This is a genomic window from Beijerinckia mobilis (genome assembly GCF_000745425.1).
In the GTDB taxonomy this organism is placed as follows: Bacteria; Pseudomonadota; Alphaproteobacteria; order Rhizobiales; family Beijerinckiaceae; genus Beijerinckia; species Beijerinckia mobilis.
The window spans coordinates 386405-409795 of sequence record NZ_JQJH01000001.1 but is presented as its reverse complement, the minus strand read 5'-3'; the positions used below and the strand labels follow the sequence as shown (position 1 = coordinate 409795).

Genomic DNA, 23391 nt, shown 5'->3' with positions numbered 1-23391 from the left:
CATGGTCCCGATGTAAGTGCTAACGAACCGCAAGCGCCGAAGCACTGCAACCTGCTCTCCGTCTGTCAGGGCAGCGCGATTCCAGAAGAAAGATATCGAGGGACACGAAGCCCGATCTTTCAACGGGCTTCTGCAAGGATAAAGCTGATTAAAACGAAGAAGAAATTGGTGGAGCCAGGCGGAATCGAACCGCCGACCTCTTCAATGCCATTGAAGCGCTCTCCCAACTGAGCTATGACCCCGAACCATTTTGAGACCCTGTATCATAGAAACGTATTGTTTAGCGAGTAAACATTTCCATGCTGGGTTCTTTGGGAATTTGGAGAGGGGATACCTCTCAAATCCCGCCCTTCCGTTTGGGCCGGAAGGCTGCGAAGCAGCGCCGCCGCTTCGTTACGGCCGGTGTATAGCCGCAACCGAAGCGTTCGACAAGCTAAACATTAGCGTTCTTCATCATCTTCTAAATCGCCGTCGATCAGATCGGCGACATCGTCGTTGTCTTCTTCCTCTTCCTCGAGGAAGGTGTCGTCGGCGACTTCGATTTCCACGTCGTCGGCATCCGCATCAATGGTGACCTTGTCTTCGCCGGCTTCCGCATCCTCCAGCGAAATAAGCTCGGCGCCAGCCGGCATTTCCATCTCGTCGTCATCGGCCGCCGCCGTCGCTCGTTGCGCCGTCCGGGCCATGGCGGGAGACTGGAACAAGGTTCCGCATTTAGGACAGACGATAGGCGTGCGGTTCAAATCGAAAAACCGCGTGCCGCAATTCTGGCACTGGTGCTTACCGCCAAGTTCTGGTTTCGCCACAGGCAATCCTCTAATGAGACAATGGTTTCGCCAAACATGGGCCAAGTAGGGATAGCAACCCGAAAGGGAAAGGGCGCCAAACCCGGGGGCTCCCGTTATTTGTGCGAAACCTTTCTGTCAAATAGGAAATGGGCGCAAGATATGATTTCGCGCTTTCTTCGCTGAAAGGCCGAAAATTCATCAAATCCTGCGAGCCGTGAGCCTTTGCATCGCCACGAGCTTTACGTTGGTTCGCCTTGACTTGCGAGGGGGTTCGCGGGCACTGAAAGGCTTCTTTTCTAACAAGCGTCTCCTGATGGGGCGGTTCGGCATTGCCAGCTGCTGCGAGAGGGGCTTTTTCGACACGGCTTCCGGGACACCCGCCCTTCACGCCGCTGGATTGAGGTCAGGAGCGGATTTGGATGATCATTGCCATTGATGGCCCCGCGGCTTCCGGCAAGGGGACCCTGGCGCGGCGCCTGGCGCGGCATTTCAATCTGCCGCATCTCGATACCGGGCTGCTTTATCGCGCGACCGCCTATGCCATGCTGAAGAAGGGTGAGGATTTGGCTGATCACGCTGCGGCGGTCGCGGCGGCCCGAGGACTTAATCTCTCCACGCTCGATCCCGAGCTTTTGCGGGGAGGGGAAGTGGGCCAGGCGGCCTCCATCGTCGCTGCCATACCGCAGGTGCGGGCCGCCTTGCGCGATTTGCAGCGCGATTTTGCCTCCACGCCGGGTGGCGCCGTGCTCGATGGCCGAGACATCGGAACCGAAATTTGTCCTGAAGCCGATATCAAGATTTTCGTCACGGCGAGCCTTTCCGCCCGCGCGCTGCGCCGCGCGAACGAATTGTACGGCCAGACGGCGGAAGCCCATCTGGCCACGATCCGCGATGAAATTCAGGCACGCGATGAGCGCGATGCGAATCGCGCCGTTGCGCCGTTCCACGCGGCGCCCGATGCCGTCGTGCTCGATACGACGGAACTGGACAGGGATGGTGCTTTCGCGGCGGCGCTCTCGATCGTCGACGTGCAGGCGCGACCGCTCGCCTCCTGAAACCGCTGATGGTTTCCAGCATCGTGGCGTTATAGCCAAGCTTGAAGGTTCATTGAAAAAAAGGCAAAAACAGATGGGCCGGGAGTGTGGCCGTTTATTCTTGACCGTCGTTCCCGAAAAACTTTTTCCGCAGCCTTGATCATTTTATAAGCAAAGCAATTCTCCCATTTTACAGGCAAGGCGATCTTGAGCAAAGGCAACGGTTTGAAAATCGTTACGCTGCCCGATTCTGAGCGTGCCAGCACGGGTCCGGGAGAAGAAACGGACGATTCATCGTTCGAGGATCTGGCCGCCGATGCCGACAAAAGCCTCGCGCTGTCGAGGACGAGCTTACTCTCCAATATGGAAGGACGCAGGCGCTGGGCTTTTGTGCTGACCTTGTCGGCGCTCATCCATGCCAGCCTGATTTTGCCGCTTCTCCTTTTCTGGACGAGTGTGCCGGCTGATCCGGAACAGGCTCAAAAGGAAGTCCCCGTTGAAGTCGTGACCGAAGAGCAAGTCTCTCCGCCTTCGAAGCCGAAATCGGGACAGGGCAAAGACGATAAGCCGGACTCGGCGAAGCTCATGGCGGAAAAAGCCGCGAAGGAAGCAAAGGAAAAAGAAGAAAAAGCAAAAGCGCAACAGGCGGAAAAGGAAAAGGCGGAAAAAGACAAGGCCGAGCAGCAAAAGGCCGCTGAAGCGGCGGAAAAAAAGCTCGAGGAGAAGAAGGAAGCGGAGAAGCAGGAAGCCGCCAGAAAAAGCGAGGAAGAGAAGGCTCAGGCGACCAAGAATGATCTCGCCAAAACCGAGTCACAAAAGACCGAGCCGCCGAAATCTGATTCTTCCAAACAGGAAACCGAGAAACACGAGCCTTCGAAGCAGGACAGCGCCAAGCAGGAGCCGCCCAAACAGGAGGCAAAGCCCGAGCAGCAGGCCAAAAAAGAGCCGGAGAAGTCGGAGCAACAGAAGCCCGAACCCAAAAAGGCAGAGACGGCAAAATCCGAACCGGCCAAATCGAAACAGGCTCCCGCCAAGCATCAGGCGAAATCCGCAAAAGCCGCCGAATCGGCCGCCAGGAAGGAAGCGGCCAGGGATGAGTCGGCCAAGGATGATTCGGCAAAGAGCCAAGGGGCCAGAGCAAAGGCCGCCAGGAACGAAAGTGGCAAGACTGCCGCGGCAAGCGCAAGACAGAATGCTACGGCGCGTTACGCGATGGCGCCTACGGCACAACAAAAGCCCCTGCCGCCCTCCCAGAGTACCCTCGATCAGGCTCTGGGTCGGCCAGGCCTGGGCTTTGATCCAGATCGTTTCCGCGCCGTCGCGGTGCCGCTGCCATCGGAAGATGGAGATGAATTGATGAGCTATAAGCTCATCGTCTTCGGCCTTCTTGAACGATCCAAACATTACCCGGAAACCGCCTTGCAGCGTGGCGCGCGGGGGCGGGCGGTGGTCGGTTTCAGCCTTGATGAGGAAGGGCGCGTCGTCGATCTCGAATTGCTGAAGTCGAGCGGTGAGGCCGACCTTGATGTCGAAAGCCTCGCGCTCGTGGATCGCGCGAGCCCGTTCCCAGTCCCGCCTCCAGGCGCTCAGCGGACCTTCGCCGCCGAGATCGGCTTCGGCGTCAGTAGCGACGACCCGGACGAATAGGGTGTCCGAATCCTCACGCCGCCAATCGGGCGATTGCTGGAGCGTTTCGGATTTATCCGAAACGCTCCACTCAGAAACAGAGCATTTTCAAAGCAATTCAATTGCTCTCGGAAAATGCTCCAGCCGTACGTACATGCGTGGTTGAAATCGCCTCGCAGGCCGATGGTGAATCGGCCACGATGCGGCATCCCGCGGGAATCTATTCCCATGGAAAATATTCTCGCTCCTGAAATATTTTAATGCTTTGACGATCCCGATACAGCGAGTGGCCTGTATTCTTCAGTGATGGGGAATTCGGGGGGAGTAGTGGAAGTGATGGCGGTTTTGATAACGGTCGCCGAGCGTAGTGTTCTCGCTTTCGCGTCGATTTTATTTTTCATACAGATTGTCTCGCACGAAATCGGTTATCAGCTTGGCAGGCGGGATCACGCCCGGAAGGAGAATCCGGAGACCGTTGGTGTGATCGTTGGCGGTATGCTTGGGCTCTTGGCCTTCGTTCTTGCCTTGACGCTTTCCTTCGCCAATACGCGTTTCAGCGAGCGCAGAATGGGAAGCCTTGCCGAAACCAATGCCATCGGAACGGCATGGCTGCGGGCCAAAGCCGTCGGGACGCCACGCGCCGAAGAGATCGCCAGTCTCCTCGAACAATATGCCAAGGTGCGGGCGGATTTCATTGCTGCCGGGCGGACCGAACAGGCAGTTGTTGAGGCATCCAACCAGCGCACCAATGCGCTGCAATCGGCCCTATGGGGGCATCTCGCAGCCATCGTCCGCGAGCAGCCCAACCCCGTTACCAATGCACTGATGACGGCCTTGAACGACACGTTCGACGCGAGTGCGACCGAGCGTTTCGCTTATGAGACACGCCTGCCGCCGCAACTCTTCTGGCTGCTCGTCGGCATGACGATGCTGTGTATGGGCTCGCTCGGTTATCAGTTCGGCTTGAAGGAAAAGCCGTCGCGCGTCCTTATCGCATTGCTGACGCTCATGTGGACTTCTGTCATCGTGGACATTCTCGATCTCGCATCGGCGCGACTCGGCAGTATCCGGACGGAGACGACTGTCTACGACTGGACGATTCAGAGCTTCAAGGGTGGCCTCACCATTCCTCCTCTCGTGACACAGCCGTAAAGAGCAAGGCGAACTTATCTTGCCATGGCGACAATCAAGGGAGGTGCGGTATCCGCCCGTTTCTTGCCGGAAAACCGTCCTTGTCGCCGGTCGGTCTTTATCTTTGGTATGTCTTTAGCCACGCGATGACAGCGGAAGCGTTTTTGTCGGGAGGGAAGACGGGATAAAAGACGTTTACGATCTTTCCGGCGTCGATGATGAGTGTAAGACGCTTGAGGAATGTTGTGCCATTGATGTCGAAAGCCGGCAGTTCGAGCGCTTCGGCAAAGGTCCGTTCATGATCGGAAAGCAGAGGGTAGGGGAGATGCAGCCGTTCAGCCGCCTCTTGCTGGTACACACTCTCCTGCGTCGAAAGGCCAAAGAGATGATCGACATGCAAGGCCTGTAATTCGGCGAAGTGATCTCGAAAGGCGCAGGCTTGAGGGGTGCATCCTCTGGCGCCGGGGATCATATCCCACTCTTCCGGTAAAGGCGTGTCCGGCCGTCCGGTCATGGGATAGACGTAGACCACGGCGATCCCGGTGAGTTTTGCCAAGGTGACGAGGCTTCCATCTGTTGCCGCCAAGGGTACAGGCGGCACAATCGCATGGAGCAGGTGATCGGCTTTGCCGTCATCGATTGGCGCTGGAATCCGGGTCCAATCGACCCCCTGGTCCTTGTTCATCCGATTGCTCGCGCGTTTGAGATCGCAATATTCGGCCGATTGATTGTCATGATGGCCAAGGTCGTTTCGGAACGGCATATTGACGGATGCCTTCTAAAAAATCTGGACGAATGGGGGCGATCTATTGGGCCGATGTTGCGACGGCTGTCGCTTTTCGGACAAGGCGCCGTCCGGATTGCGATAGGATTGCCTGTTTTGCCGCCGCGAGCCTCTTGTCGGCGCCTGTGCGCCTTGCTAAATTAGCAACTTCACCTGCTTGTCACCCGCCGTCCATGCGCCGGCCCGCGAATGCGGCGGTCCTGTACGATTCCACAGGCCCCGGCGGCCGACAAGCCATGCAACTCTGACCCCCGCCGGCGCCGCCCGAACTTTCGGGCACCCAGGAGACCAAATGGCATCTACTTCCACCTACGCGCCTTCGCGCGAGGATTTCGCTGCGCTTCTCGACGAGAGCTACGGCCAGAACGACGCCCTTGAAGGTACGGTCATCAAGGGCACTGTCGTCGCCATCGAGAAAGACGTCGCTGTTATTGATATCGGTCTGAAGACCGAGGGACGTGTCCCGCTCAAGGAATTCCAGGGCCCCGGCCGTGAAGGCTCGCTGCAAGTCGGCGACGAGGTCGAAGTCTATCTCGAACGGATCGAGAATGCACTCGGCGAAGCGGTCATCTCGCGCGACAAGGCCCGGCGCGAGGAAAGCTGGGTCAAGCTCGAAAAGGCCTTCGAGAACCAGGAAAAGGTTGAAGGCATCATCTTCAACCAGGTCAAGGGCGGCTTTACCGTCGATCTCGATGGCGCCGTCGCCTTCCTGCCGCGCAGCCAGGTCGATATCCGCCCGATCCGCGACGTCGCGCCGCTGATGCAGGTGCCGCAGCCGTTCCAGATTCTGAAAATGGATCGCCGCCGTGGCAATATCGTCGTCTCGCGCCGTACCGTTCTCGAGGAATCGCGCGCCGAACAGCGCCACGAGATCGTTGCCAACCTCGAAGAGGGGCAGGTGATCGAGGGTATGGTGAAGAACATCACCGATTACGGCGCCTTCGTCGATCTCGGTGGCATCGATGGTCTTCTGCACGTCACCGATATTGCCTGGCGCCGTGTCAATCACCCGACCGAAGTGCTTTCCATCGGCCAGACGGTGCGCGTGAAGATCATCAAGATCAACCACGACACGCATCGCATCTCGCTCGGCATGAAGCAATTGCTGGACGATCCGTGGCAGGGCATCGAGGCGAAATATCCGATCAATGCCCGCTTCCATGGCCGTGTGACGAACATCACCGACTACGGCGCCTTCGTCGAGCTGGAGCCGGGTATCGAAGGTCTGATCCACGTTTCCGAAATGTCCTGGACAAAGAAGAACGTGCATCCCGGCAAGATCGTCGCGACGAGCCAGGAAGTCGACGTTCAGGTTCTGGAAGTCGATCCGGTCAAGCGCCGCATCTCCCTCGGCCTCAAGCAGACGCTTGCCAATCCGTGGGAAACCTTCGCCGAGAAATATCCGGTCGGTTCGGAAGTCGAGGGCGAGGTCAAGAACAAGACCGAATTCGGTCTGTTCATCGGTCTCGATGGCGATGTCGACGGCATGGTGCATCTCTCCGATCTCGACTGGAATCGGCCCGGCGAGCAGGCGATCGAGGATTACAAGAAGGGCGATATCGTTCGCGCCAAGGTTCTCGACGTCGATATGGAGAAGGAGCGGATTTCGCTCGGCATCAAGCAGCTTGGCAATGATCCCTTTGCGCAGAAACCGGCTGATGCTGCGGGCGGTGAAGAATCCGGCGATCTCAAGAAGGGCGCCGTCATCACCTGTGAAGTGCTGGAAGTGAAGGAAGGCGGTCTCGAGGTGCAGATCGTCGGGACCGATCTCAACACCTTCATCAAGCGCGCCGAACTCGCGCGTGATCGTGCTGACCAGCGGCCGGAGCGTTTCGCCGTTGGTGAGAAGGTCGATGCCCGCATCACCCAGTTCGACCGCAAGGCCCGCAAGATCGCTGTCTCGATCAAGGCGCTCGAAGTCGCCGAGGAGAAGGAAGCGATCGCGCAATATGGCTCGGCCGATTCTGGCGCCTCGCTCGGTGATATTCTCGGCGCGGCCCTCAAGGCGCGGGAAGGCAAGAAAGACTAATTCGCCTTCGATCCGTCCAAATCGCAGACCCGCGCGGAAAAATTCCGCGCGGGTTTTCTTTTGATTTGTGAAAAGAATGAGGTTCCCGATGCTGGCTCGAAACGGCGCTCATCCCATCGCCGTGGGCATCGATTTCGGCACGACGAACAGCGTCGTCGCCTTCGCCATGGCCGATGGGCGGGTCGAGAGCATGAGCTGGGAGGCGGCCTGGAGCGCCGTTCCCAATGAAAGAACCGCGACTTTCCGTAGCGCCATGATGTTCTGGCGGGAGAATGGAAAGGTGGCCCATGCGGCGGGGCCGGAGGCGATCGCCCGCGCCTTGACGGAGACCGGGGAACAACGTTTCATCCAGTCGATCAAGACACATCTGGCAAGCCGTCTGTTTACCGAGACAAGGCTTTATGGCCAGCGTTTTACCGTCGAACAGCTGGTTTCGGCGTTTCTGAACGATCTGTTTCAGGATGGGGGCCTCGCTGACGAGGAGCAGAAACAGGTCAGACTCCTGCCGGCGGTCGGCGGCAGGCCGGTCGTCTTCGCTGGTGAAAGACCCGATGAGACGCTCGCGATGGAACGTTTGCAGCGGGCTTTCGGCGGCGCGGGCTTCGAGACGATCGATTTTGCCTATGAACCGCTCGGCGCGGCCTATTGGTATGGCCGTGGCCTCGATCATGCGGAGACGATTCTCGTCGCCGATTTCGGCGGTGGCACGAGCGATTTTTCAGTCTTGCGTTTCGCGCCGGAGAATGGCCGCCTCAAGGCGGAGCCACTCGCCCATTCCGGTGTCGGCGTGGCGGGAGATACATTCGATTACCGGATTCTCGATCACGTCATCGCGCCCCGTCTCGGCAAGGGCAGTCTCTACCGCTCCTTCGACAAGCGCCTGCCGATTCCAGCCTATTTTCACGCGGCCTTCGCGCAATGGCATCAATTGTCCTGGCTGAAATCGCCGCAGACCCTGGCAGAATTGCGCAAGCTGCAGACAGCCGCCGAGGCACCCGCGGCGCTTGACGATCTCATCACTCTGATCGAATGCGATCTCGGTTTCGAACTGCACCGGGCAGTTGCTTCGCTCAAGGCGGAACTGTCTTCGATGGACAAGGCCATTTTCAGCTTCAAGCGGGAAGGCATTGCGATCGAAGCCGAGGTGGCGCGCAAGGATTTCGAGACATGGATCGCACCGGATATAGCGGCGCTCGCCGAGGCGATGGAAACGGCGCTGACGCAGGCGCAGGTGAAGGCCGATGCGATCGATGCCGTGTTTCTGACCGGGGGGACGTCCTATGTGCCGGCGGTACGTGGGCTCTTCGTCGAGCGTTTCGGCGAAAAACGCGTGTATATTGGCGATGCGTTCCAGTCGGTCGCCTCGGGTCTGGCTTTGCTGGCCGCTGACCGCATTCGTGCCGACCTGGAATAGAGGCCAGCATCAAGGATCAGAATCTGGCGACGGGATCCCATCGCAGAATCAAGCATATGAGGGATGGCGCTGGCGGAATCAGCGGTCCCGGCCTGACCCATGGCAAGGATGAGATTTCGTCAGAACCGCCCGCGCCGGCGGCTTTTTCTTCCGGCAATTTAAGATCGAATTTTATTCGATGGTTTTGCTTGCGGGGTTCACATGGGAGGCTTGGACTGTTGCCGGTTTCTCCGAATCCTCGGCCGGATCGAGCGTGAACAGCCAGGTTTCTGAAACCGGCTTACCGTTCCGCGTCAGCGTGATTGAGAGGTCACTTGTTTTGCGTTCCGCGAGCCTGATCGCGAAGCGAACGCGTGCTGCCTGGCTCCGCCCCGGGACAGATTCGAAATCGATGCTTTCGAGCGTCCCGGATGAGGCGGTCACATGGGGGGTGATGTCGGTGAGCGATGCCAATGCCTCGCCTTCAAAATCCACGACGATCCATTGGTGGAACTCTGGTTCGTCGTCGCGATAATGCATCGGCCGGGCGAGCCTGGTCGCCGTGCAGCGGCATAAATCGCTGGGATGGGGTTCCGTGGCGATCCAGTGGGCGCGATAGCGCAAATGATGGGTTTGACCGGCCCGTGCGGGTGCCGAGGGGCGAAAGAAGGCGACGATATTGTCGTTATATTCGCTTTGCGTGGGGATCTCGACGAGTTCGACCGTGCCTTCCGGCCACGGGCCTTTGGGCTCTATCCATAAGTTCGGCCTGCGCTCGAAATGGACAGCATCGAGATAATGCTGGACGTCGCGATCGCGCTGGATGAGCCCAAAGCCGCGCAAGCCGCTGCCAGGAAAGCTGCTGACGCGCACGGTGGCGGGATTGTCGAGCGGACGCCAGATATGGTGTCCGTCCTGCGTCCAAAGGGCAAGACCATCGGAATCATGCACTTCCGGCCGCCAGTCGGCTGAGCTTTCCTTGCGACGTTCTGAAAACCAGTACATGGACGTGAGCGGGGCAAGACCGAGCCGGGCAATTGATTTGCGCAGATGCAGCGTGAGCGTGACGTCGATGAGCGTGCGCTTTGGCGCGAGGCTGGTGTCGAAGCGGTAGACGCCGACAACGCTCGGCCCTTCAAGCCATGCATAGATCAGCGGCGGAAGGCTTTTGCGCGGTTCGATCCAGAATTGAGTGAAAGAGGGAAATTCCTCCTGACTGCCGGGTGCTGGCGCGACATCGATGGCGAGTCCGCGCGCGGAGAGGCCATACTGGCTCAAAGGTCCGGATGCGCGGAAATAAGAGGCGCCGAGAAAGGCGAAAAAATCGCCGAGACTGTCGCCATCGGGATAGTCCGCGGGCTTGTGCAGACGGAATCCGGCAAAACCTGTATCCGCTGGCAGGTTACGCGCCGGCGATTGCGCGGGCATGGTAAACAGATGCGGATTGTAAAGGACCGGGCGCGTTTGCGATCCCGTCACGACATTTATGCGCACCGGCTTGCGCTGTAATCTGCCGAGATGAAAGAATGTTGCGCGATAAGCGCCGGGACCGGAGGCGAACAAAGCGTTTTCGACCGGATGCTGAATGGCCCCGACGGCGTCATAATCGAGGGCGTCGAGAATGGCGCTATTGGTCTCTGCCAGTTCTTTATAGGGGAGGCGCGCAGCTCTACGGGCCCTTTCACGCAGTGCGGCGTAGGAAAAGGCTTTGGGAGCGCCAAGGGTGATGGCCCCAGGAACGGAATCAGCCGCGGCCTCCGAAAGCGCGCCGATTGTCCAGGACAGCCCACTTGCCATGCCTGTGCCGAGCAATGTTCGCCTGGTCAAATTCATCGTCAAATCAACACCTGAATAGCCATTCCGCCGCCGTCGCTGTGTGCGTTGCGCATCGCTGCGAGGGAAAGGGGCCAATATTACAGTCACGTTGAACGCTTCCTGACGGCATGTTTTGGAAAATGCGTTTTGTTGCGCGCGACGTACTATGAGGCCAATACCGGCGGTCTCCGGCTTTTGGCCTTAAAGGCACATATTTCAACGTCTCCAATTGCAGGGCGATGCGGTTTGACGCAATTCTGCGCGCATCTTGCGTCCCGTGACTATGATTGCCGATTGTCCGGGCTGCACCCTCTCCCGTCCCCGTCATTGGCATGCGACCGGAAGCCGGCGGTGTTGCATGCCGCCTATCGTTGCCTCCGTGCTGCGGCTCAAGGTGACTGCTCCTCACTGCGGTGCGTGAGCAGGGTTTCCATTGGCGAGGGTTTACAACACGAGGATAGCATCCCCGCTCGGTTTGGAAAACGGGGATGTTGCGCGTGCGAAGACGTGCCGCAAAACCAATCGTGGCGCGATTGGTGCCCCGCGGATCAAAATTTCAGCCACCTAATCAGCCGTCCAGCCGCACGACAGTTGAAATTCCACGCGGTTTACGGCATCTTAATGAATGGTCCCGGTCCCATCGACCGGTGCTACACAAGGATGGAAACGCTGAACCCTGCGATTCTAGCCGGGGCGGTCAAAGTACCCCCCCATCCGATACAAGGTTCGACCGAACCCGATATCGGTCCCGTCGTGCAGGCTGTGTTGACGAGCCTCGATGATTCGAAAGCCGAGGATATTGTCTCTATCGACCTGCATGGAAAAACCTCCATCGCCGATGCCATGATCATCGCCACAGGGCGTTCCAATACGCATGTGGGCGCCATTGCCGATCATTTGCTGAAGGTCTTGAAGGATCTCGGCCGCGTCGCCCCGAAAGTCGAGGGGCTGCAAAGCGGCGATTGGGTGCTGGTCGATGCCGGCGATGTCATCGTTCACATTTTCCGGCCGGAAGTGCGCCAGTTCTACAATCTGGAAAAAATGTGGGGTCTCGACCGCCCGAGCGAGCAACGTCCCCTTTAAGAGAAATTGCGCGCCGTGTTTCGCCGGTGTCGTTGGACTGTGGTCTATTGACGCTCGCTCGGCTTGGCGCTGCGGCGATCTCTTTATAAACCAGATCGTCCGCGCCGCGGGCTTGAGCGTTTCGGATCTGTCCGGAAACGCTCGACGTTTTGTAAACGCATCAAATTCCCTGAAAAGATTATCCGCTTTTGGTTTGATGCCCCTGGATTGACTTGCTCCTCTCATGCGTCTTCATCTCATCGGAATCGGAAAAGCCAAGGCCGGTGCCGAACGAGAGATGACGCTGCGCTATCTCGAGCGAGCGTCGCAGGCGGGCCGCGCCCTCGGGTTCTCGTCAGTCGATTTGAAGGAAATCGAGGAAAGCCGCGCACGGCGCGGAGAGGATCGCAAATCTCAGGAAGCCAAGGCGATCCGGGATCATCTGCCATCCGGAGGCGTGCTCGTTGCCTTCGACGAGCATGGCCGTACGATGGATAGCGAGGCTTTCGCCGCCTGTCTCGGTGCGGCGCGCGATTCCGGAAAATCCGTGATGACTCTGGTCATTGGCGGAGCGGATGGGCTCGCGCCGGATTTGACCGCCAGTGCAGCCCATATCATCGCCTTCGGCAAAATGACCTGGCCGCACCAATTGGTGCGCATCATGGCAGCGGAACAAATTTACCGGGCGATGACGATTCTCGCACATCATCCTTATCACCGTGCCTGATGTGTCAAATGCTGGACCCGTAACGGCGGGCACGGGACGTCAGCTTCCGGTCAGCCAGATTTGGTAGAAGCGTGCAGGTTTTGCCTGTCCGATTGATGGGCGGGGTGTTTTCATGAGCGTGTCGCTTTGGAATGCGCCCGTCATTTGTCGGAAAGTTTGAGACAATAACTAAAATTTAATCCTGGTTGATGCTGTTTCCTGCAAGATTCCCGCTAAATCTACAGCATCTGTTCCCGGAGGCGATCATTTCCCTTTTGCCGATCCCCATGGCTGGTGCCGCACCCAGGAGGACGACCGCCGTCGGGTCGCTCATGATGGCTGCGGTGCTTGGGCTCGTCTTCGCTCGTTCCGGCCTTTCCCTTCCCGGCTCTGCTATGGCGCAGACTGTTCCGGATGCGGAAAGTGACGCGGGGGACGCGAAAGCGCGTAATCTTGCGACGCACAAGCTTGAATTGCGGGGCATGCAGGATACGCTGGAGCAATCCCAGGCACAGCGTGAAAAGATCGAACATGAAATCGTCGATCTGAAGGCTGATCGCGCGAAACTGGCGGCGGCGCTGGTCGAGACGACACAGAAAGTCTCGGGGCTCGAGGAAAAGATCCTCGAGACGGAACGTCGTCTCGATCTTCTGACGGCCAGCGAGGATTCGATCCGCAAATCGCTTGAAGGTCGTCGCAAGGTCTTGTCGGAAGTACTGGCTGTATTGCAACGCATGGGGCGGCGGGCGCCGCCGGCGCTGCTCGCGGCACCGCAGGATATTCTGGAGGCGATCCGGACCTCCATGCTGCTCGGCGCCGTCCTGCCGGAGATGCGCGCGGAGGCGGCCTCGCTGGTGAGTGACCTTTCCGAACTGGTGCGCCTGCGGCAATCGATCTCCGCCGACAGGGACAGTCTCAACGCCGATCGTGCGAATATTCGCGACGAACGGCTGCGGCTGGAAAATCTGATCGCCGCACGGCAGATGGGTCTCAGCAATGCGGAAGCGGCTCTGGGTGCCGAGCGGGAGAGGGCGATAGAACTTGCGCGGCAGGCTGCCAATCTCAAGGATCTGATCACCCGCATGGAGACGGAAGTGGCTGCCGCGGCCAAGGGGGCCGAAGCTGCCCGCCAGGCCGATGAGGCGCAGAAGGCGCGGGTGGCCGCGGGGGTGGTTTCCTCCGGCGCCCCGTTCAAGGATCCAGCCCGCCTCTCTCCGGCGCGCGCCTTCGCCGATACCAAGGGCTATCTGCCGATGCCGGTCGCCGGGACGCTTCTGCGCGGCTATGGCGCGCCGGATGGACTTGGTGGCGTCGAGAAAGGGCTTTTGCTGGCGACCCGGCCGGAGGCGATCGTCGCTGCGCCTTCCGACGGCTGGGTGGCTTATGCCGGTCCTTATAGGACCTATGGCCAACTCTTGATCGTCAACGCCGGGCAAGGTTACTATATTATCCTTGCGGGCATGGAACGCATTAACGTAAACGTGGGGCAGTTCATTCTCGCTGGCGAGGCCGTTGCCGTTATGGGCGACGGATCGGCCAAGACTGCCGCTTCAGTAGCTGTCGCAGCGCCTCAACCCATCCTTTATGTCGAGTTCCGCAAGGATGGTGCGGCGATCGATCCTGGTCCATGGTGGATGAAGCCCGAATTGCAGAAGGTTCGCGGATAATGCGCAAGGTTTCCCTGGTAGTGCTTGGTGCGGTTCTGGGCGCGTCCGTCGCGACTCTCAATCATCAGGTACGTTTGCTGCCAACGGGCGCCGCGCGCGCCGCAGCTTCCGATACCTACCGCAATCTCAACCTTTTCGGCGATGTCTTCGAAAAAATCCGATCGGATTATGTTGAGAAGCCCGATGAGCAGAAACTCGTCGAGGCGGCGATCAACGGCATGCTGACCTCGCTCGACCCGCATTCCACCTATATGGATGCCAAGAGCTTCCGCGACATGCAGGTGCAGACGCATGGCGAATTCGGCGGCCTCGGCATAGAGGTGACGCAGGAAGACGGTGCGATCAAGGTCGTCACCCCGATCGACGATACGCCGGCCGCCAAGGCCGGTATTCTTGCCGGCGATCTCATCACCGCGATCGATGGTGAAAGCGTGCAGGGCCTGAGCCTCAATCAGGCCGTCGACAAGATGCGCGGCGCGCCCAACACGAATGTTGTGCTGAAAATCCAGCGCGGCGAAAAGAAAGAGCCGCAGGATATCAAGCTCACGCGGGCGATGATCCAGATCAAATCGGTGCGTTCCCGCAAGGAAGGCGACGATATCGGCTATATCCGCATCACGCAGTTCAACGAACAGACTACCGATGGCGTTCGTGAAGCCATCCAGAAATTCCAGAGCGAGATCCCGGCGGATAAATTCAAGGGTTACGTCCTTGATCTGCGCAATAATCCGGGTGGCCTGCTCGACCAGTCGATCGGCGTCGCCAATGCCTTCCTCGATCACGGCGAAATCGTTTCGACGCGTGGCCGCAATGCCGAGGAGACGATGCGCTACAATGCGCGCCCGAATGATATTTCCAAGGGCAAGCCGGTCGTCGTCCTGATTAACGGTGGCTCCGCCTCGGCTTCGGAAATCGTCGCGGGTGCCCTCCAGGATCATAAGCGCGCGACCCTGATTGGAACCCGTTCCTTCGGCAAGGGCTCCGTCCAGACGATTATTCCGCTCGGCCAGAACGGTGCCGTCAGGCTCACGACGGCGCGCTATTACACGCCTTCGGGTCGTTCGATCCAGGCAAAGGGTATCGAGCCTGATATCCAGATCCTTCAGGATGTGCCGGACGAGTTGAAGGGCAAAGATGATTTGAAGGGCGAGGCTTCGCTGAAGGGCCATTTGAAAAACGGTGATGATGAAAAGACCGGTTCTCAGGCTTACGTCCCGCCCAATCCGAAAGATGACAAGCAATTGACTGCCGCGGAAAATCTGCTTCGCGGCATCAAGGCCTCAAATCTTCAGCCGGCGCCTGCGGTGCCGGCCGCTGAGCCGAAGGAGCAACCGAAAGCACACGACTAGAGCGTTTCGGATATATCCAGAAATGCTCCACTCGGAAAATTTAGAGTATTTTCGGGTAAATGGAATCGCGGCGCGATCCAATATAAAGACAAAGTGCTCTACACGCTCGGCTTGCAGTTAAAATCCAGAATCGATGGTTTTCAGGGAGCGGGTGCATTGTTATGCACCCGCTTTTCTTGTCGGTCCGCTCGATGAGCGCCAATCTTGAAATGCGCTAGCGTTTGGGGATATCTTTTCGCTTAAGCGATTGTGAATGAGGTGAAGCACAGGCATGGATTTCGGACTTTATCGCCCCTGCGTCGGAATCATGCTTGTAAATCAGGATGGTTTGGTCTTTGTCGGTCGCCGTCGTGGCAAGAAGATTCCCGAACATCTGCGCACCGGGCACGAGTGGCAGATGCCGCAGGGAGGCATTGATGAGGGCGAGGAGCCCTATCACGCTGCGTTACGGGAGTTGCGGGAGGAGACCAATGTGTCCTCGACATCGCTGCTTGCCGAATCACCGGATTGGCTGAGCTATGATCTCCCGCCGGATCTGTCGAGACGCTCCTGGAAAGGGCGTTTTCTGGGGCAGCGCCAGAAATGGTTCGCCATGCGGTTCAATGGATCCGAAAACGAAATCAATATCGCTTCTCCCGATGGCGGACATAAGCCGGAGTTCGATGCCTGGCGATGGGAAAGTATCGACCGCCTGGTCGAACTCATTATTCCTTTCAAACGTGCGGTTTATGAACAGGTCGTCGAGAATTTCCGGCCCTTCGCCAAGCCATCGCGTTGATTGTGCCGTCCAGGAATGTTGCAGCTGCACTCTGATGATAAGACAAATGAAGGAGAATCAGCTAAACTTCTCTCGTAAGGAGCCGTATCCACCTTGCGGTTCAATGCTTAATCCTGGCGCTGTTTCACGACCGATGACTGGCTCTGGAACTCCCTGATCTGGACTGGCGATGCCTCTTTCCAATTTTTCGGATTATCTCGTCGAGCGACGGTTGCTGCGCCGTAAATTGTCCTTTTGGCGGGTGGTCGCCTTGACCCTGGTGCTGGTAGGGCTCGCGGGTAGCGCCTATTTCATCTGGGGTGGCGGTGATGTGGGCCACCGTAGCGAACATATCGCTCGTTTGACGATCGGCGGCCTCATTACCGGCGATCGGGATACGCTGCAGCTCATCAAGCGGGTCGAATCCTCGCCGGCGGCAGCCGTGATCGTGTCGATCGATAGTCCCGGCGGAACCACGACGGGGTCCGAGCGCATTTACGACGCTTTGCGTCGCCTCTCCAAAAAGAAGCCGACGGTCGCCGTCGTCGGCTCCCTTGCAGCGTCAGGCGCCTATATAGCCGCTCTTGGCACCGACCGGATCGTCGCGCAGGGCAATTCGCTCGTGGGATCCATCGGCGTTCTCGTCCAATATCCTTATGTTGGAAAGCTGCTCGATAATTGGGGCATCAAGATCGAGGAAGTGAAATCGTCGCCGCTCAAGGCGTCGCCCAATGGTTTCGAGCCGACGTCGCCGGAGGCGAAGGCTGCGCTCGTTTCAATCATCAACGACAGCTATGCCTGGTTTAAGGGCTTGGTGAAGGACCGGCGCGGCATGGATGATGCTCTGCTTGCTACCGTTTCGGATGGACGGGTCTTCACCGGCCGACAGGGAATGGGCTTGCATCTCGTCGATGAGCTCGGGGGCGAGCAGGAAGCCATTGCCTGGCTCGAACAGAAAAAGGGGATCGATAAAAATCTCCCGGTGCGCGACTGGCGGCGTCAACGCACGCTGGGCAGATTGGGGATCATAAGCCTTGCGGCTGAATTGGCCCAGAGGTTCGGTTTTTCCACTCTGGCTCTCCTACTGCAGGGAGAGACCTCGATCGCAACCTCGCCGTTGCTTGACGGGTTAACTTCGATTTGGCAAGCTGACGCAGGGATGAATTGACCCAGGCTTTTGAAACTGATTTGAAATTTCTCGTTTCCGGGCTGTGATGGATTAGGCAAATGATTAAATCGGAGCTCGTGCAGCGTATCGCCGATCGCAATCCACATCTCTATTTGCGGGATGTCGAGAAGATCGTGAACGCCATTCTTGATGAAATTACCAAGGCCCTGTCGCGCGGCGACCGGGTTGAATTGCGCGGTTTCGGTGCTTTTTCCGTCAAGCGGCGTGATGCCCGGCTTGGACGTAACCCGCGTACAGGCGCACATGTGCCGGTCGAAGAAAAATCCGTTCCCTTCTTCAAGACCGGGAAGGAAATGCGGGAAAGACTGAACGAAGGTTATCTCGACTGATTAGCCGCTTGGCGGAAGCCACTTTGGGGGCTGCCAGCTTGATGTTGGTGTATCGGGTTCGTATTTCCGCGGTGCGCCTTGAGCAGGTCTCAAGGTCGTCCCGGAATATTTACCGATAATTTTGAATCGCTTCGTGATTTCATTCCAATGAGAATGCCCCCATTTTCAAGGGGAGCCATGCAAGGCTCTCTGGGGTGCATGACTGGCTTTTTCGTTGATGCTCGTGCATCATCCGGCTTCCTTCCACCGGGAGAACGACCTGAGCCATGGCGACATTTTTTCGTTTCCTCATTTTCGTTCCTCTCGGCATCGTCGTGCTGCTTCTGGCTATTGCCAACAGACAATTGGTGACAGTCTCTTTCGATCCTTTCAGCAGCAGCGATATTCCCGGACCCTCCATCACGGCCCCTTTGTTCATCGTTCTGCTGCTGGCGCTTATGGCGGGTGCGCTTCTTGGGGGCGTGGGCGCCTGGCTGGAACAGGGGAAAACCCGCCGGGCCTTGCGAAAAGCGCGTGACGAGATCGAGATCTTGCAGCAAAGACAGGGGCGTTCACTGGTCTGACGCATCGATGGCGTAAAAGACTGGTGTTTGGCTGCGGCTCGAAGACCCATGTCGTCGAGCGGTTAGCGGGCGTAAAGTCGAGAGTGTCTGGCAGACGCGTTCAGACACGCGTCGAATAATTTCCGTCAAATGCATCAAACCGAAAAGTGGTACCACTTTTCGGTTTGATGCATTTAAAGAATGCTGCTGAAACGGCTGCCGTTTTCACACGAGCGAGGCTGCCGAACCATTCAGCACCCTCTGAAATGAGTCGTTGCGGGCGAGATCATGTCCACTTTGATAAAGATTTGCGGCTTGCAAACCGAGGACAGCCTGGATGTTGCCCTGCGTCATGGCGCGGACATGGTCGGCTTCGTCTTCTTCGCCAAAAGCCCGCGCCATGTCTCCCTGGATTGCGCGCGACAGCTTGGTGCAAGGGTCAATGGACGGGCGCTCAAGGTCCTTTTGACGGTCAATGCGGATGATGCTTTGCTCGCGGCAGCTATAGCCGCACTCGACCCCGAAATCCTGCAGCTCCACGGCCAGGAAACTCCGGAACGGATCGCCTCGATTCGTGCACGTTTCGGTCTGCCGGTCATGAAAGCGCTTGCGATCGGTTCCTATACCGATCTCGTGCAGATTCCTCTGTTTGACGCCGTTGCCGATTTGCTCTTGTTCGATGCGAAGCCGGCCTCATCGGAGGCTTCTCCGGGAGGCAATGGCGTCGCTTTCGACTGGTCCTTGCTGCGACGGATCGAGACACGCAAGCCGTGGCTTCTTGCGGGCGGCCTCACGCCATCGAATGTGGCTGGAGCGATCGGCAAGACGCGCGCTCATGGCGTTGACGTTTCTTCCGGTGTCGAAAGTGCGCCGGGAGTGAAGGATGTCGGAAAGATCGCAGCTTTTATCGAGGCTACACGCGGTTCCTGCGCAGATCTGCAAAAGCGCGCTTCCTGATCACTATTATTCCGCAAGAATTGAGAATCCCGCGTCCGGTGTCATCCACGCCGCCCCCGCTTTGGGAGCGGTGCGCGAAACAGCCGGACGAACGCGGGAATCAGACCGCCGAGCAGCACGAACCAGGACGGCCGTGGCCCAAGACTCGTGTCTGTATTGGCGAGTAGGATTTGGACGAGCGGGGCGCCGACGGAAAAATGATACCAGAGGGCTTCACAAAGGGCGGTTCCTGCTGCGGCCAGTAAGGCGAGCAGCGCGTAAGTTGCCGCCGACAGGTCTCGCGCCCATTTGCGCGCGAGCCGGATGGCGATGAGGAGGGCGAACAACCCGCCGACCCAAAGAGGCTCGCCGACATCTACCTTCACTTGCATGAAGAAATGTACGGTCGCAAGAAGCGCGATCGCATAAGTGAGGCTTTGGATCCGCCGCCAATTTTCGGTTCCGAGCCGTGCGATCATGCGATCGGTCGATGTCACGGCTAAAAGGAACAATCCGCAGAAGGCGAAAAAACCGATCGTGAGATAGGTACGGGTCAGAATCTCGGTCGAGAGTTTCGTGAAATCGGCTTGCTGGTCGATGATATATAAAAGGAAATGCAGGGCCGCATAGGCAAAGACGGCGACGCCGATAATGCGCCGGATCGCGCTGAGCCGGGTCGTTCCGAGTGCTTGCGATAAGGGGGTGAGAGCGAGGCTCAGCACCAGGAAGCGGATGGACCATAATCCCGATTGATGCAGAATCGTGCTGAGTGGTCTCGAACCAAGCTGATCGGTGATCAGGCCGAGGAACAGCCACAAGGCTGGTGCAAGCACACCCGCGAACGCAGCGGCTTTCAGGGTCGCAAAATGTCCCTGGCGATCGAGCCAGGGCAGGGGGAGGGTCGCCCGCTGCATTGTCTTGCTCTTGACGAGAGGAAAGGAAATTCGGGACGTGGCTTTCCACGAACCCGCCGGGCAGGACGGCATGTGCCCGAAAATCTCAAAGGGAAAGCCGTTTGGCGCTCATTGCCACGGCCCCTTTTTGATTGGACGATTTTGAAGATCTATGGATCCTGCGTCACTTGTTGAAGAGAGGCTGCTGGCGACAATGTCTTTTGCCGGCCTCGCAGGTGTGAAATTGGCCTGTTTCTTTGGTCGCCATCCCCTTTGTTGCGCCGTTCCGAGAGCCGTTTATGCAGGCGGTCGAGCATCAGATAGATGACGGGCGTGGTGTACAGGGTCAGAAGCTGTGACACGATGAGGCCGCCGGCGATGGTAATGCCGAGTGGTCGGCGTAGCGCCGAACCCGGTCCTGCGCCGAAGATCAAGGGAATGGCGCCGAGAAAAGCCGCGAGCGTCGTCATCAGAATGGGGCGGAACCGTTCGATACAGGCTTCGCGGATCGCAGCCATGGAATCAAGACCATGTTTGCGTTCGCCCTCAAGGGCGAAATCGACCAGCATGATGCCGTTCTTCTTGACGATGCCGATCAGCAGAATGATGCCGATGAAGGCGATGACGGACAGTTCCATATGCGTCCATTGCAAAGCCAGAAGCGCTCCAAGCCCCGCGGAAGGCAAGGTTGAAATGATCGTCAGCGGATGCGCAAGGCTTTCATAAAGGACGCCGAGAACGATATAGACCGCGACAAAAGCGGCAATGACCAAAATTCCCAAAGCTTTGCCGGTCGCCGCCAGCGCTTTGGCATCGCCGGCGAATTCCGCATGCAACGTATCCGGCAGATGCAGCTCCGCCACGGCGGCGAGAATGGCATCGTTGGCGGCTTGCAAGGTCGCGCCAGGCGCGAGATTGTAGGTGATGGTGACGGCCGGGAATTGTCCCTGGTGATTGGTCACGAGCGGGGCGAGGCTTTTCTCGATGTGACTGACGGCAAGCAGGGGCACCTGGGTGCCGCCACTTCCCGGGACATAGATCGAGGCGAGATCGGCGGGAGAATTCGCCTGCGAGGGCGGCACGGTAAGAATGACGCGATATTGATTGCGGGGCGAATAAAGAACGGAGACCTGCCGCTGGGCGAAGGCATTGTTCAGCACATTATCGATATTCTGAATGGAGACGCCAAGCCTGGCGGCGGCGAGGCGATCCACCTTCACGTTCAGTTGCAGTCCATTTGGTTCGCGGTCGGTCGAAACATCGACGAGGCCCGGTACCTTTCGCAATTTGGCGAGGACGATCGGGACATAATGGCTGAGTTCTTCATTGTCTGGCGACCAGAGGGTGAATTGATAGCTGGATTTGCCCACCCTTCCACCCATACGCAGATCCTGGACGGGCATGAGGAAGGTTGAAATACCCGCGACCTTCGCCAATTTGCCGCGCATGCGGTTGATCACCTGATTTGCGGTCACGCCGCTTTCAGAAAACGGCTTCAAGCTGATGAACAGACGGCCTGTGTTAAGGCCGCCGGAACTGCCTGGTCCTCCCGAACCGCCGACGGTGTAAGCCAGGGAGGCGACGGCGGGATCTGTCTCCACCACTGCCGCGACCTGCTGCTGCAGCCGGCTCATTGCCTGGAAGGAAATATCGGTCGCCGCCTCGGTCGTACCCATCAGAAGACCAGTGTCATCCTCGGGAAAGAACCCTTTCGGCGTGCTGATGAAGAGCGACACGGTCGCGGCGACGGTGAAGGTCATGACGATGAGTGTCAGCGCGCGATGATGCAGCACCTTGTCGAGGCTTGCGGCATAGGCTGTCGTGAGCCTTGCAAACGCCGTCTCGAAAAGGCGATCGAAGAACCTCTGTCTGCGCGCTTGCGGCGGCGGCAGCAGATAGGCGCAGATCATCGGTGTCAAGGTCAGCGAGACGGCGGTCGAGATCAGGATGGTGAAGGCGAGCGTCAGGGAAAATTCGCGGAAGAACCGGCCGAGTATGCCGCCCATGAGCAAAAGCGGGATGAAGGCGGCCATCAGCGAGATCGAGATCGAGATCACGGTGAAGCCGATTTCCTTCGAGCCCGCGAGAGCGGCCTCCATGGAACTCATGCCCGAATGGAGATTGCGCTCGATGTTCTCGATCATGACAATGGCGTCGTCGACGACGAAGCCGACGGCGACGGTGAGCGCCATGAGCGACAGATTGTTGATCGAGAATTTGGCGGTCCACATCAGCGCGCAGGTGCCGGCGAGTGCCAGCGGCACAGTGATACCGGCCGCGAGCGTCGCTTCCCACCGGCGTAGAAAAACGAAGATGACCAGCATCACCAGACCGATGGTGATGAGCATGGTGATCTGCATGTCGTCGACGCTGGCGCGGATGGTGACGGTGCGGTCGTTCAGGACCGAGATCTTGATGTCGGCGGGGATCCATTTCTGGATTTCCGGGAGTGCCTCCAGCACCCTGTCCACTGTAGCAATGACATTGGCTTCGGCCTGTTTCGTGATCACCAGGATCACGGCTGGTTTGCCATCGAGCCATGCCGCCGACAAGGTGTTGCGCACGCTCGTTTCGATTTTTGCGACCGAGGATAACAGTGCGGAATTGCCGTTGGCGTTGCGGACGACGAGATTGCCGTAATCCTCGGCTGCCGGCAATTGCGTATTCGTGGCGATCGCCTGAGCGGTGGAGAGGCCGTCGAATCCTCCCGTCGGGCTCAAGGCATTGGCGTTGACGATGGTGGTCCGGATATCTTCCGAACTCAGTCCCATCGTGGACAGCTGGGTGGGGTTGACCGTTACGCGGATCGCCGGCTGATCGGCACCGGTTACCGTGACCTGGGCGACGCCTTCGATCTGGGCGATGCGCTGCGCGACGATCGTATCCGTCTGATCGTAGATCGTGCTTGCAGGGATCGTATCGGAAGTCAGCGCGAGAATGAGGACTGGAGCAGCCGCCGGATTGAATTTGCGGAAGCTCGGCCGGTTGGGCAGATCGCTTGGCAGATCGGTCTGCGCCGCATTCAGGGCCGCCTGCACATCGCGCGCCGCGCCATCAATGTTACGGCTGAGATCGAATTGCGCGGTAATATTGGTTGAGCCGAGCGCACTCACGGAGGTGAGTTCGGTCAGACCGGAAATTTCACCAATGCGCCGTTCGATCGGCGCTGCGACGCTTTCCGCCATAATGACCGGATCAGCGCCCGGACGCGACGCATTGATGTTGATCGTCGGCACCTCGACATTCGGCAGGCTGGCGACAGGCAGATGCGCGTAAGCAAGCAGACCGACGAGAAACAGGCCGATCGAGAGGAGGATCGTGCCGATTGGCCGGCGGATGAAAACTTCGGAAGGATTCATCG

The 23391-nt window shown here is 58.4% G+C and carries 19 protein-coding genes and 1 tRNA gene; 14 read left to right on the top strand and 6 right to left on the bottom strand.

Annotated features, from left to right (window positions below):
- Positions 1-166 precede the first annotated feature (166 nt).
- Positions 167-242, bottom strand: a tRNA-Ala gene (locus DL88_RS01740).
- Between the two features lie 198 nt (positions 243-440).
- Positions 441-806 (bottom strand): TIGR02300 family protein, encoded by a 366-nt coding sequence (locus DL88_RS01735; protein WP_034990932.1) that lies wholly within the window; start codon positions 804-806, stop codon positions 441-443.
- Between the two features lie 401 nt (positions 807-1207).
- On the opposite strand from DL88_RS01735, the gene cmk reads away from it, so the two are divergent.
- From cmk to DL88_RS01720, 3 genes are all read left to right on the top strand, one after another.
- A complete protein-coding gene (gene cmk / locus DL88_RS01730) occupies positions 1208-1843 on the top strand; it encodes a (d)CMP kinase (protein WP_034990930.1) in 636 nt (211 codons plus the stop codon).
- Positions 1844-2029: 186 nt separating this feature from the next.
- On the top strand, positions 2030-3469 hold the full coding sequence (locus tag DL88_RS01725) for an energy transducer TonB (RefSeq protein WP_034990927.1): 1440 nt from the start codon (positions 2030-2032) through the stop codon (positions 3467-3469).
- Positions 3470-3784: 315 nt separating this feature from the next.
- Complete coding sequence (locus DL88_RS01720) at positions 3785-4600, top strand: bestrophin-like domain (protein ID WP_034990925.1); 816 nt, start codon at positions 3785-3787, stop codon at positions 4598-4600.
- 97 nt (positions 4601-4697) lie between these two features.
- Here the strand turns inward: DL88_RS01720 and DL88_RS01715 are convergent, their stop codons facing one another.
- Entirely contained in the window at positions 4698-5264 is a 567-nt protein-coding gene (locus tag DL88_RS01715; RefSeq protein WP_034991304.1) for a peroxiredoxin, read from the bottom strand.
- 391 nt (positions 5265-5655) lie between these two features.
- On the opposite strand from DL88_RS01715, the gene rpsA reads away from it, so the two are divergent.
- Positions 5656-7392: a 30S ribosomal protein S1 gene (rpsA, locus tag DL88_RS01710; protein ID WP_034990923.1), complete on the top strand. Its 1737-nt coding sequence runs from the start codon at positions 5656-5658 to the stop codon at positions 7390-7392.
- 88 nt (positions 7393-7480) lie between these two features.
- Positions 7481-8806 (top strand): Hsp70 family protein, encoded by a 1326-nt coding sequence (locus DL88_RS01705; RefSeq protein WP_034990920.1) that lies wholly within the window; start codon positions 7481-7483, stop codon positions 8804-8806.
- 171 nt (positions 8807-8977) lie between these two features.
- Here DL88_RS01705 and DL88_RS01700 read toward each other — a convergent pair whose 3' ends face one another.
- Positions 8978-10618 (bottom strand): OpgD/OpgG family glucan biosynthesis protein, encoded by a 1641-nt coding sequence (locus tag DL88_RS01700; RefSeq protein ID WP_051955462.1) that lies wholly within the window; start codon positions 10616-10618, stop codon positions 8978-8980.
- 642 nt (positions 10619-11260) lie between these two features.
- On the opposite strand from DL88_RS01700, the gene rsfS reads away from it, so the two are divergent.
- The 9 genes from rsfS to DL88_RS01655 all read left to right on the top strand — a co-directional run bounded on the left by rsfS (position 11261) and on the right by DL88_RS01655 (position 19158).
- Positions 11261-11683: a ribosome silencing factor gene (gene rsfS / locus DL88_RS01695; RefSeq protein ID WP_051955461.1), complete on the top strand. Its 423-nt coding sequence runs from the start codon at positions 11261-11263 to the stop codon at positions 11681-11683.
- Positions 11684-11906: 223 nt separating this feature from the next.
- Entirely contained in the window at positions 11907-12389 is a 483-nt protein-coding gene (gene rlmH, locus DL88_RS01690; RefSeq protein ID WP_034990916.1) for a 23S rRNA (pseudouridine(1915)-N(3))-methyltransferase RlmH, read from the top strand.
- 311 nt (positions 12390-12700) lie between these two features.
- Positions 12701-14035, top strand: a complete 1335-nt coding sequence (locus DL88_RS01685) for a murein hydrolase activator EnvC family protein (RefSeq protein WP_051955491.1) — start codon at positions 12701-12703, stop codon at positions 14033-14035.
- Positions 14035-15384, top strand: coding sequence for a S41 family peptidase (locus DL88_RS01680; protein WP_034990914.1), 1350 nt, complete (start codon positions 14035-14037; stop codon positions 15382-15384). The genes DL88_RS01685 and DL88_RS01680 overlap by 1 nt, the downstream gene beginning before the upstream one ends.
- Positions 15385-15655: 271 nt before the next feature.
- Positions 15656-16162, top strand: a complete 507-nt coding sequence (locus DL88_RS01675; RefSeq protein WP_034990912.1) for an RNA pyrophosphohydrolase — start codon at positions 15656-15658, stop codon at positions 16160-16162.
- Between the two features lie 169 nt (positions 16163-16331).
- A complete protein-coding gene (sppA, locus tag DL88_RS01670; protein WP_034990910.1) occupies positions 16332-17309 on the top strand; it encodes a signal peptide peptidase SppA in 978 nt (325 codons plus the stop codon).
- Positions 17310-17368: 59 nt separating this feature from the next.
- The gene (locus tag DL88_RS01665) at positions 17369-17659 is read left to right on the top strand and encodes an integration host factor subunit beta (RefSeq protein ID WP_034990909.1); all 291 of its coding nucleotides are present in this window, start codon (positions 17369-17371) and stop codon (positions 17657-17659) included.
- Between the two features lie 266 nt (positions 17660-17925).
- The gene (locus DL88_RS01660) at positions 17926-18222 is read left to right on the top strand and encodes a lipopolysaccharide assembly protein LapA domain-containing protein (protein ID WP_034990907.1); all 297 of its coding nucleotides are present in this window, start codon (positions 17926-17928) and stop codon (positions 18220-18222) included.
- A 267-nt stretch (positions 18223-18489) separates the two neighbouring features.
- Positions 18490-19158: a phosphoribosylanthranilate isomerase gene (locus DL88_RS01655; RefSeq protein ID WP_034990905.1), complete on the top strand. Its 669-nt coding sequence runs from the start codon at positions 18490-18492 to the stop codon at positions 19156-19158.
- A gap of 41 nt (positions 19159-19199) precedes the next feature.
- On the opposite strand, the gene msrQ is transcribed toward DL88_RS01655, so the two are convergent.
- Positions 19200-20051, bottom strand: a complete 852-nt coding sequence (gene msrQ / locus DL88_RS01650) for a protein-methionine-sulfoxide reductase heme-binding subunit MsrQ (protein ID WP_034990904.1) — start codon at positions 20049-20051, stop codon at positions 19200-19202.
- A gap of 149 nt (positions 20052-20200) precedes the next feature.
- Positions 20201-23389: an efflux RND transporter permease subunit gene (locus tag DL88_RS01645; RefSeq protein WP_084704776.1), complete on the bottom strand. Its 3189-nt coding sequence runs from the start codon at positions 23387-23389 to the stop codon at positions 20201-20203.
- Between the last annotated feature and the right edge of the window lie 2 nt (positions 23390-23391).

Excerpts from the sequence above, each read along its gene's own strand:
- DL88_RS01675 (WP_034990912.1), top strand. The coding sequence starts at position 15,656 with ATGGATTTCGGACTTTATCGCCCCTGCGTCGGAATCATGCTTGTAAAT.
- rsfS (WP_051955461.1), top strand. The coding sequence starts at position 11,261 with ATGGAAACGCTGAACCCTGCGATTCTAGCCGGGGCGGTCAAAGTACCC.
- DL88_RS01720 (WP_034990925.1), top strand. The coding sequence starts at position 3,785 with ATGGCGGTTTTGATAACGGTCGCCGAGCGTAGTGTTCTCGCTTTCGCG.
- msrQ (WP_034990904.1), bottom strand. The coding sequence starts at position 20,051 with ATGCAGCGGGCGACCCTCCCCCTGCCCTGGCTCGATCGCCAGGGACAT.
- DL88_RS01705 (WP_034990920.1), top strand. The coding sequence starts at position 7,481 with ATGCTGGCTCGAAACGGCGCTCATCCCATCGCCGTGGGCATCGATTTC.
- rlmH (WP_034990916.1), top strand. The coding sequence starts at position 11,907 with ATGCGTCTTCATCTCATCGGAATCGGAAAAGCCAAGGCCGGTGCCGAA.
- DL88_RS01685 (WP_051955491.1), top strand. The coding sequence starts at position 12,701 with ATGATGGCTGCGGTGCTTGGGCTCGTCTTCGCTCGTTCCGGCCTTTCC.
- DL88_RS01665 (WP_034990909.1), top strand. The coding sequence starts at position 17,369 with ATGATTAAATCGGAGCTCGTGCAGCGTATCGCCGATCGCAATCCACAT.
- DL88_RS01700 (WP_051955462.1), bottom strand. The coding sequence starts at position 10,618 with ATGAATTTGACCAGGCGAACATTGCTCGGCACAGGCATGGCAAGTGGG.
- DL88_RS01715 (WP_034991304.1), bottom strand. The coding sequence starts at position 5,264 with ATGAACAAGGACCAGGGGGTCGATTGGACCCGGATTCCAGCGCCAATC.
- DL88_RS01660 (WP_034990907.1), top strand. The coding sequence starts at position 17,926 with ATGGCGACATTTTTTCGTTTCCTCATTTTCGTTCCTCTCGGCATCGTC.
- DL88_RS01645 (WP_084704776.1), bottom strand. The coding sequence starts at position 23,389 with ATGAATCCTTCCGAAGTTTTCATCCGCCGGCCAATCGGCACGATCCTC.
- DL88_RS01680 (WP_034990914.1), top strand. The coding sequence starts at position 14,035 with ATGCGCAAGGTTTCCCTGGTAGTGCTTGGTGCGGTTCTGGGCGCGTCC.
- sppA (WP_034990910.1), top strand. The coding sequence starts at position 16,332 with ATGCCTCTTTCCAATTTTTCGGATTATCTCGTCGAGCGACGGTTGCTG.
- rpsA (WP_034990923.1), top strand. The coding sequence starts at position 5,656 with ATGGCATCTACTTCCACCTACGCGCCTTCGCGCGAGGATTTCGCTGCG.
- cmk (WP_034990930.1), top strand. The coding sequence starts at position 1,208 with ATGATCATTGCCATTGATGGCCCCGCGGCTTCCGGCAAGGGGACCCTG.
- DL88_RS01655 (WP_034990905.1), top strand. The coding sequence starts at position 18,490 with ATGTCCACTTTGATAAAGATTTGCGGCTTGCAAACCGAGGACAGCCTG.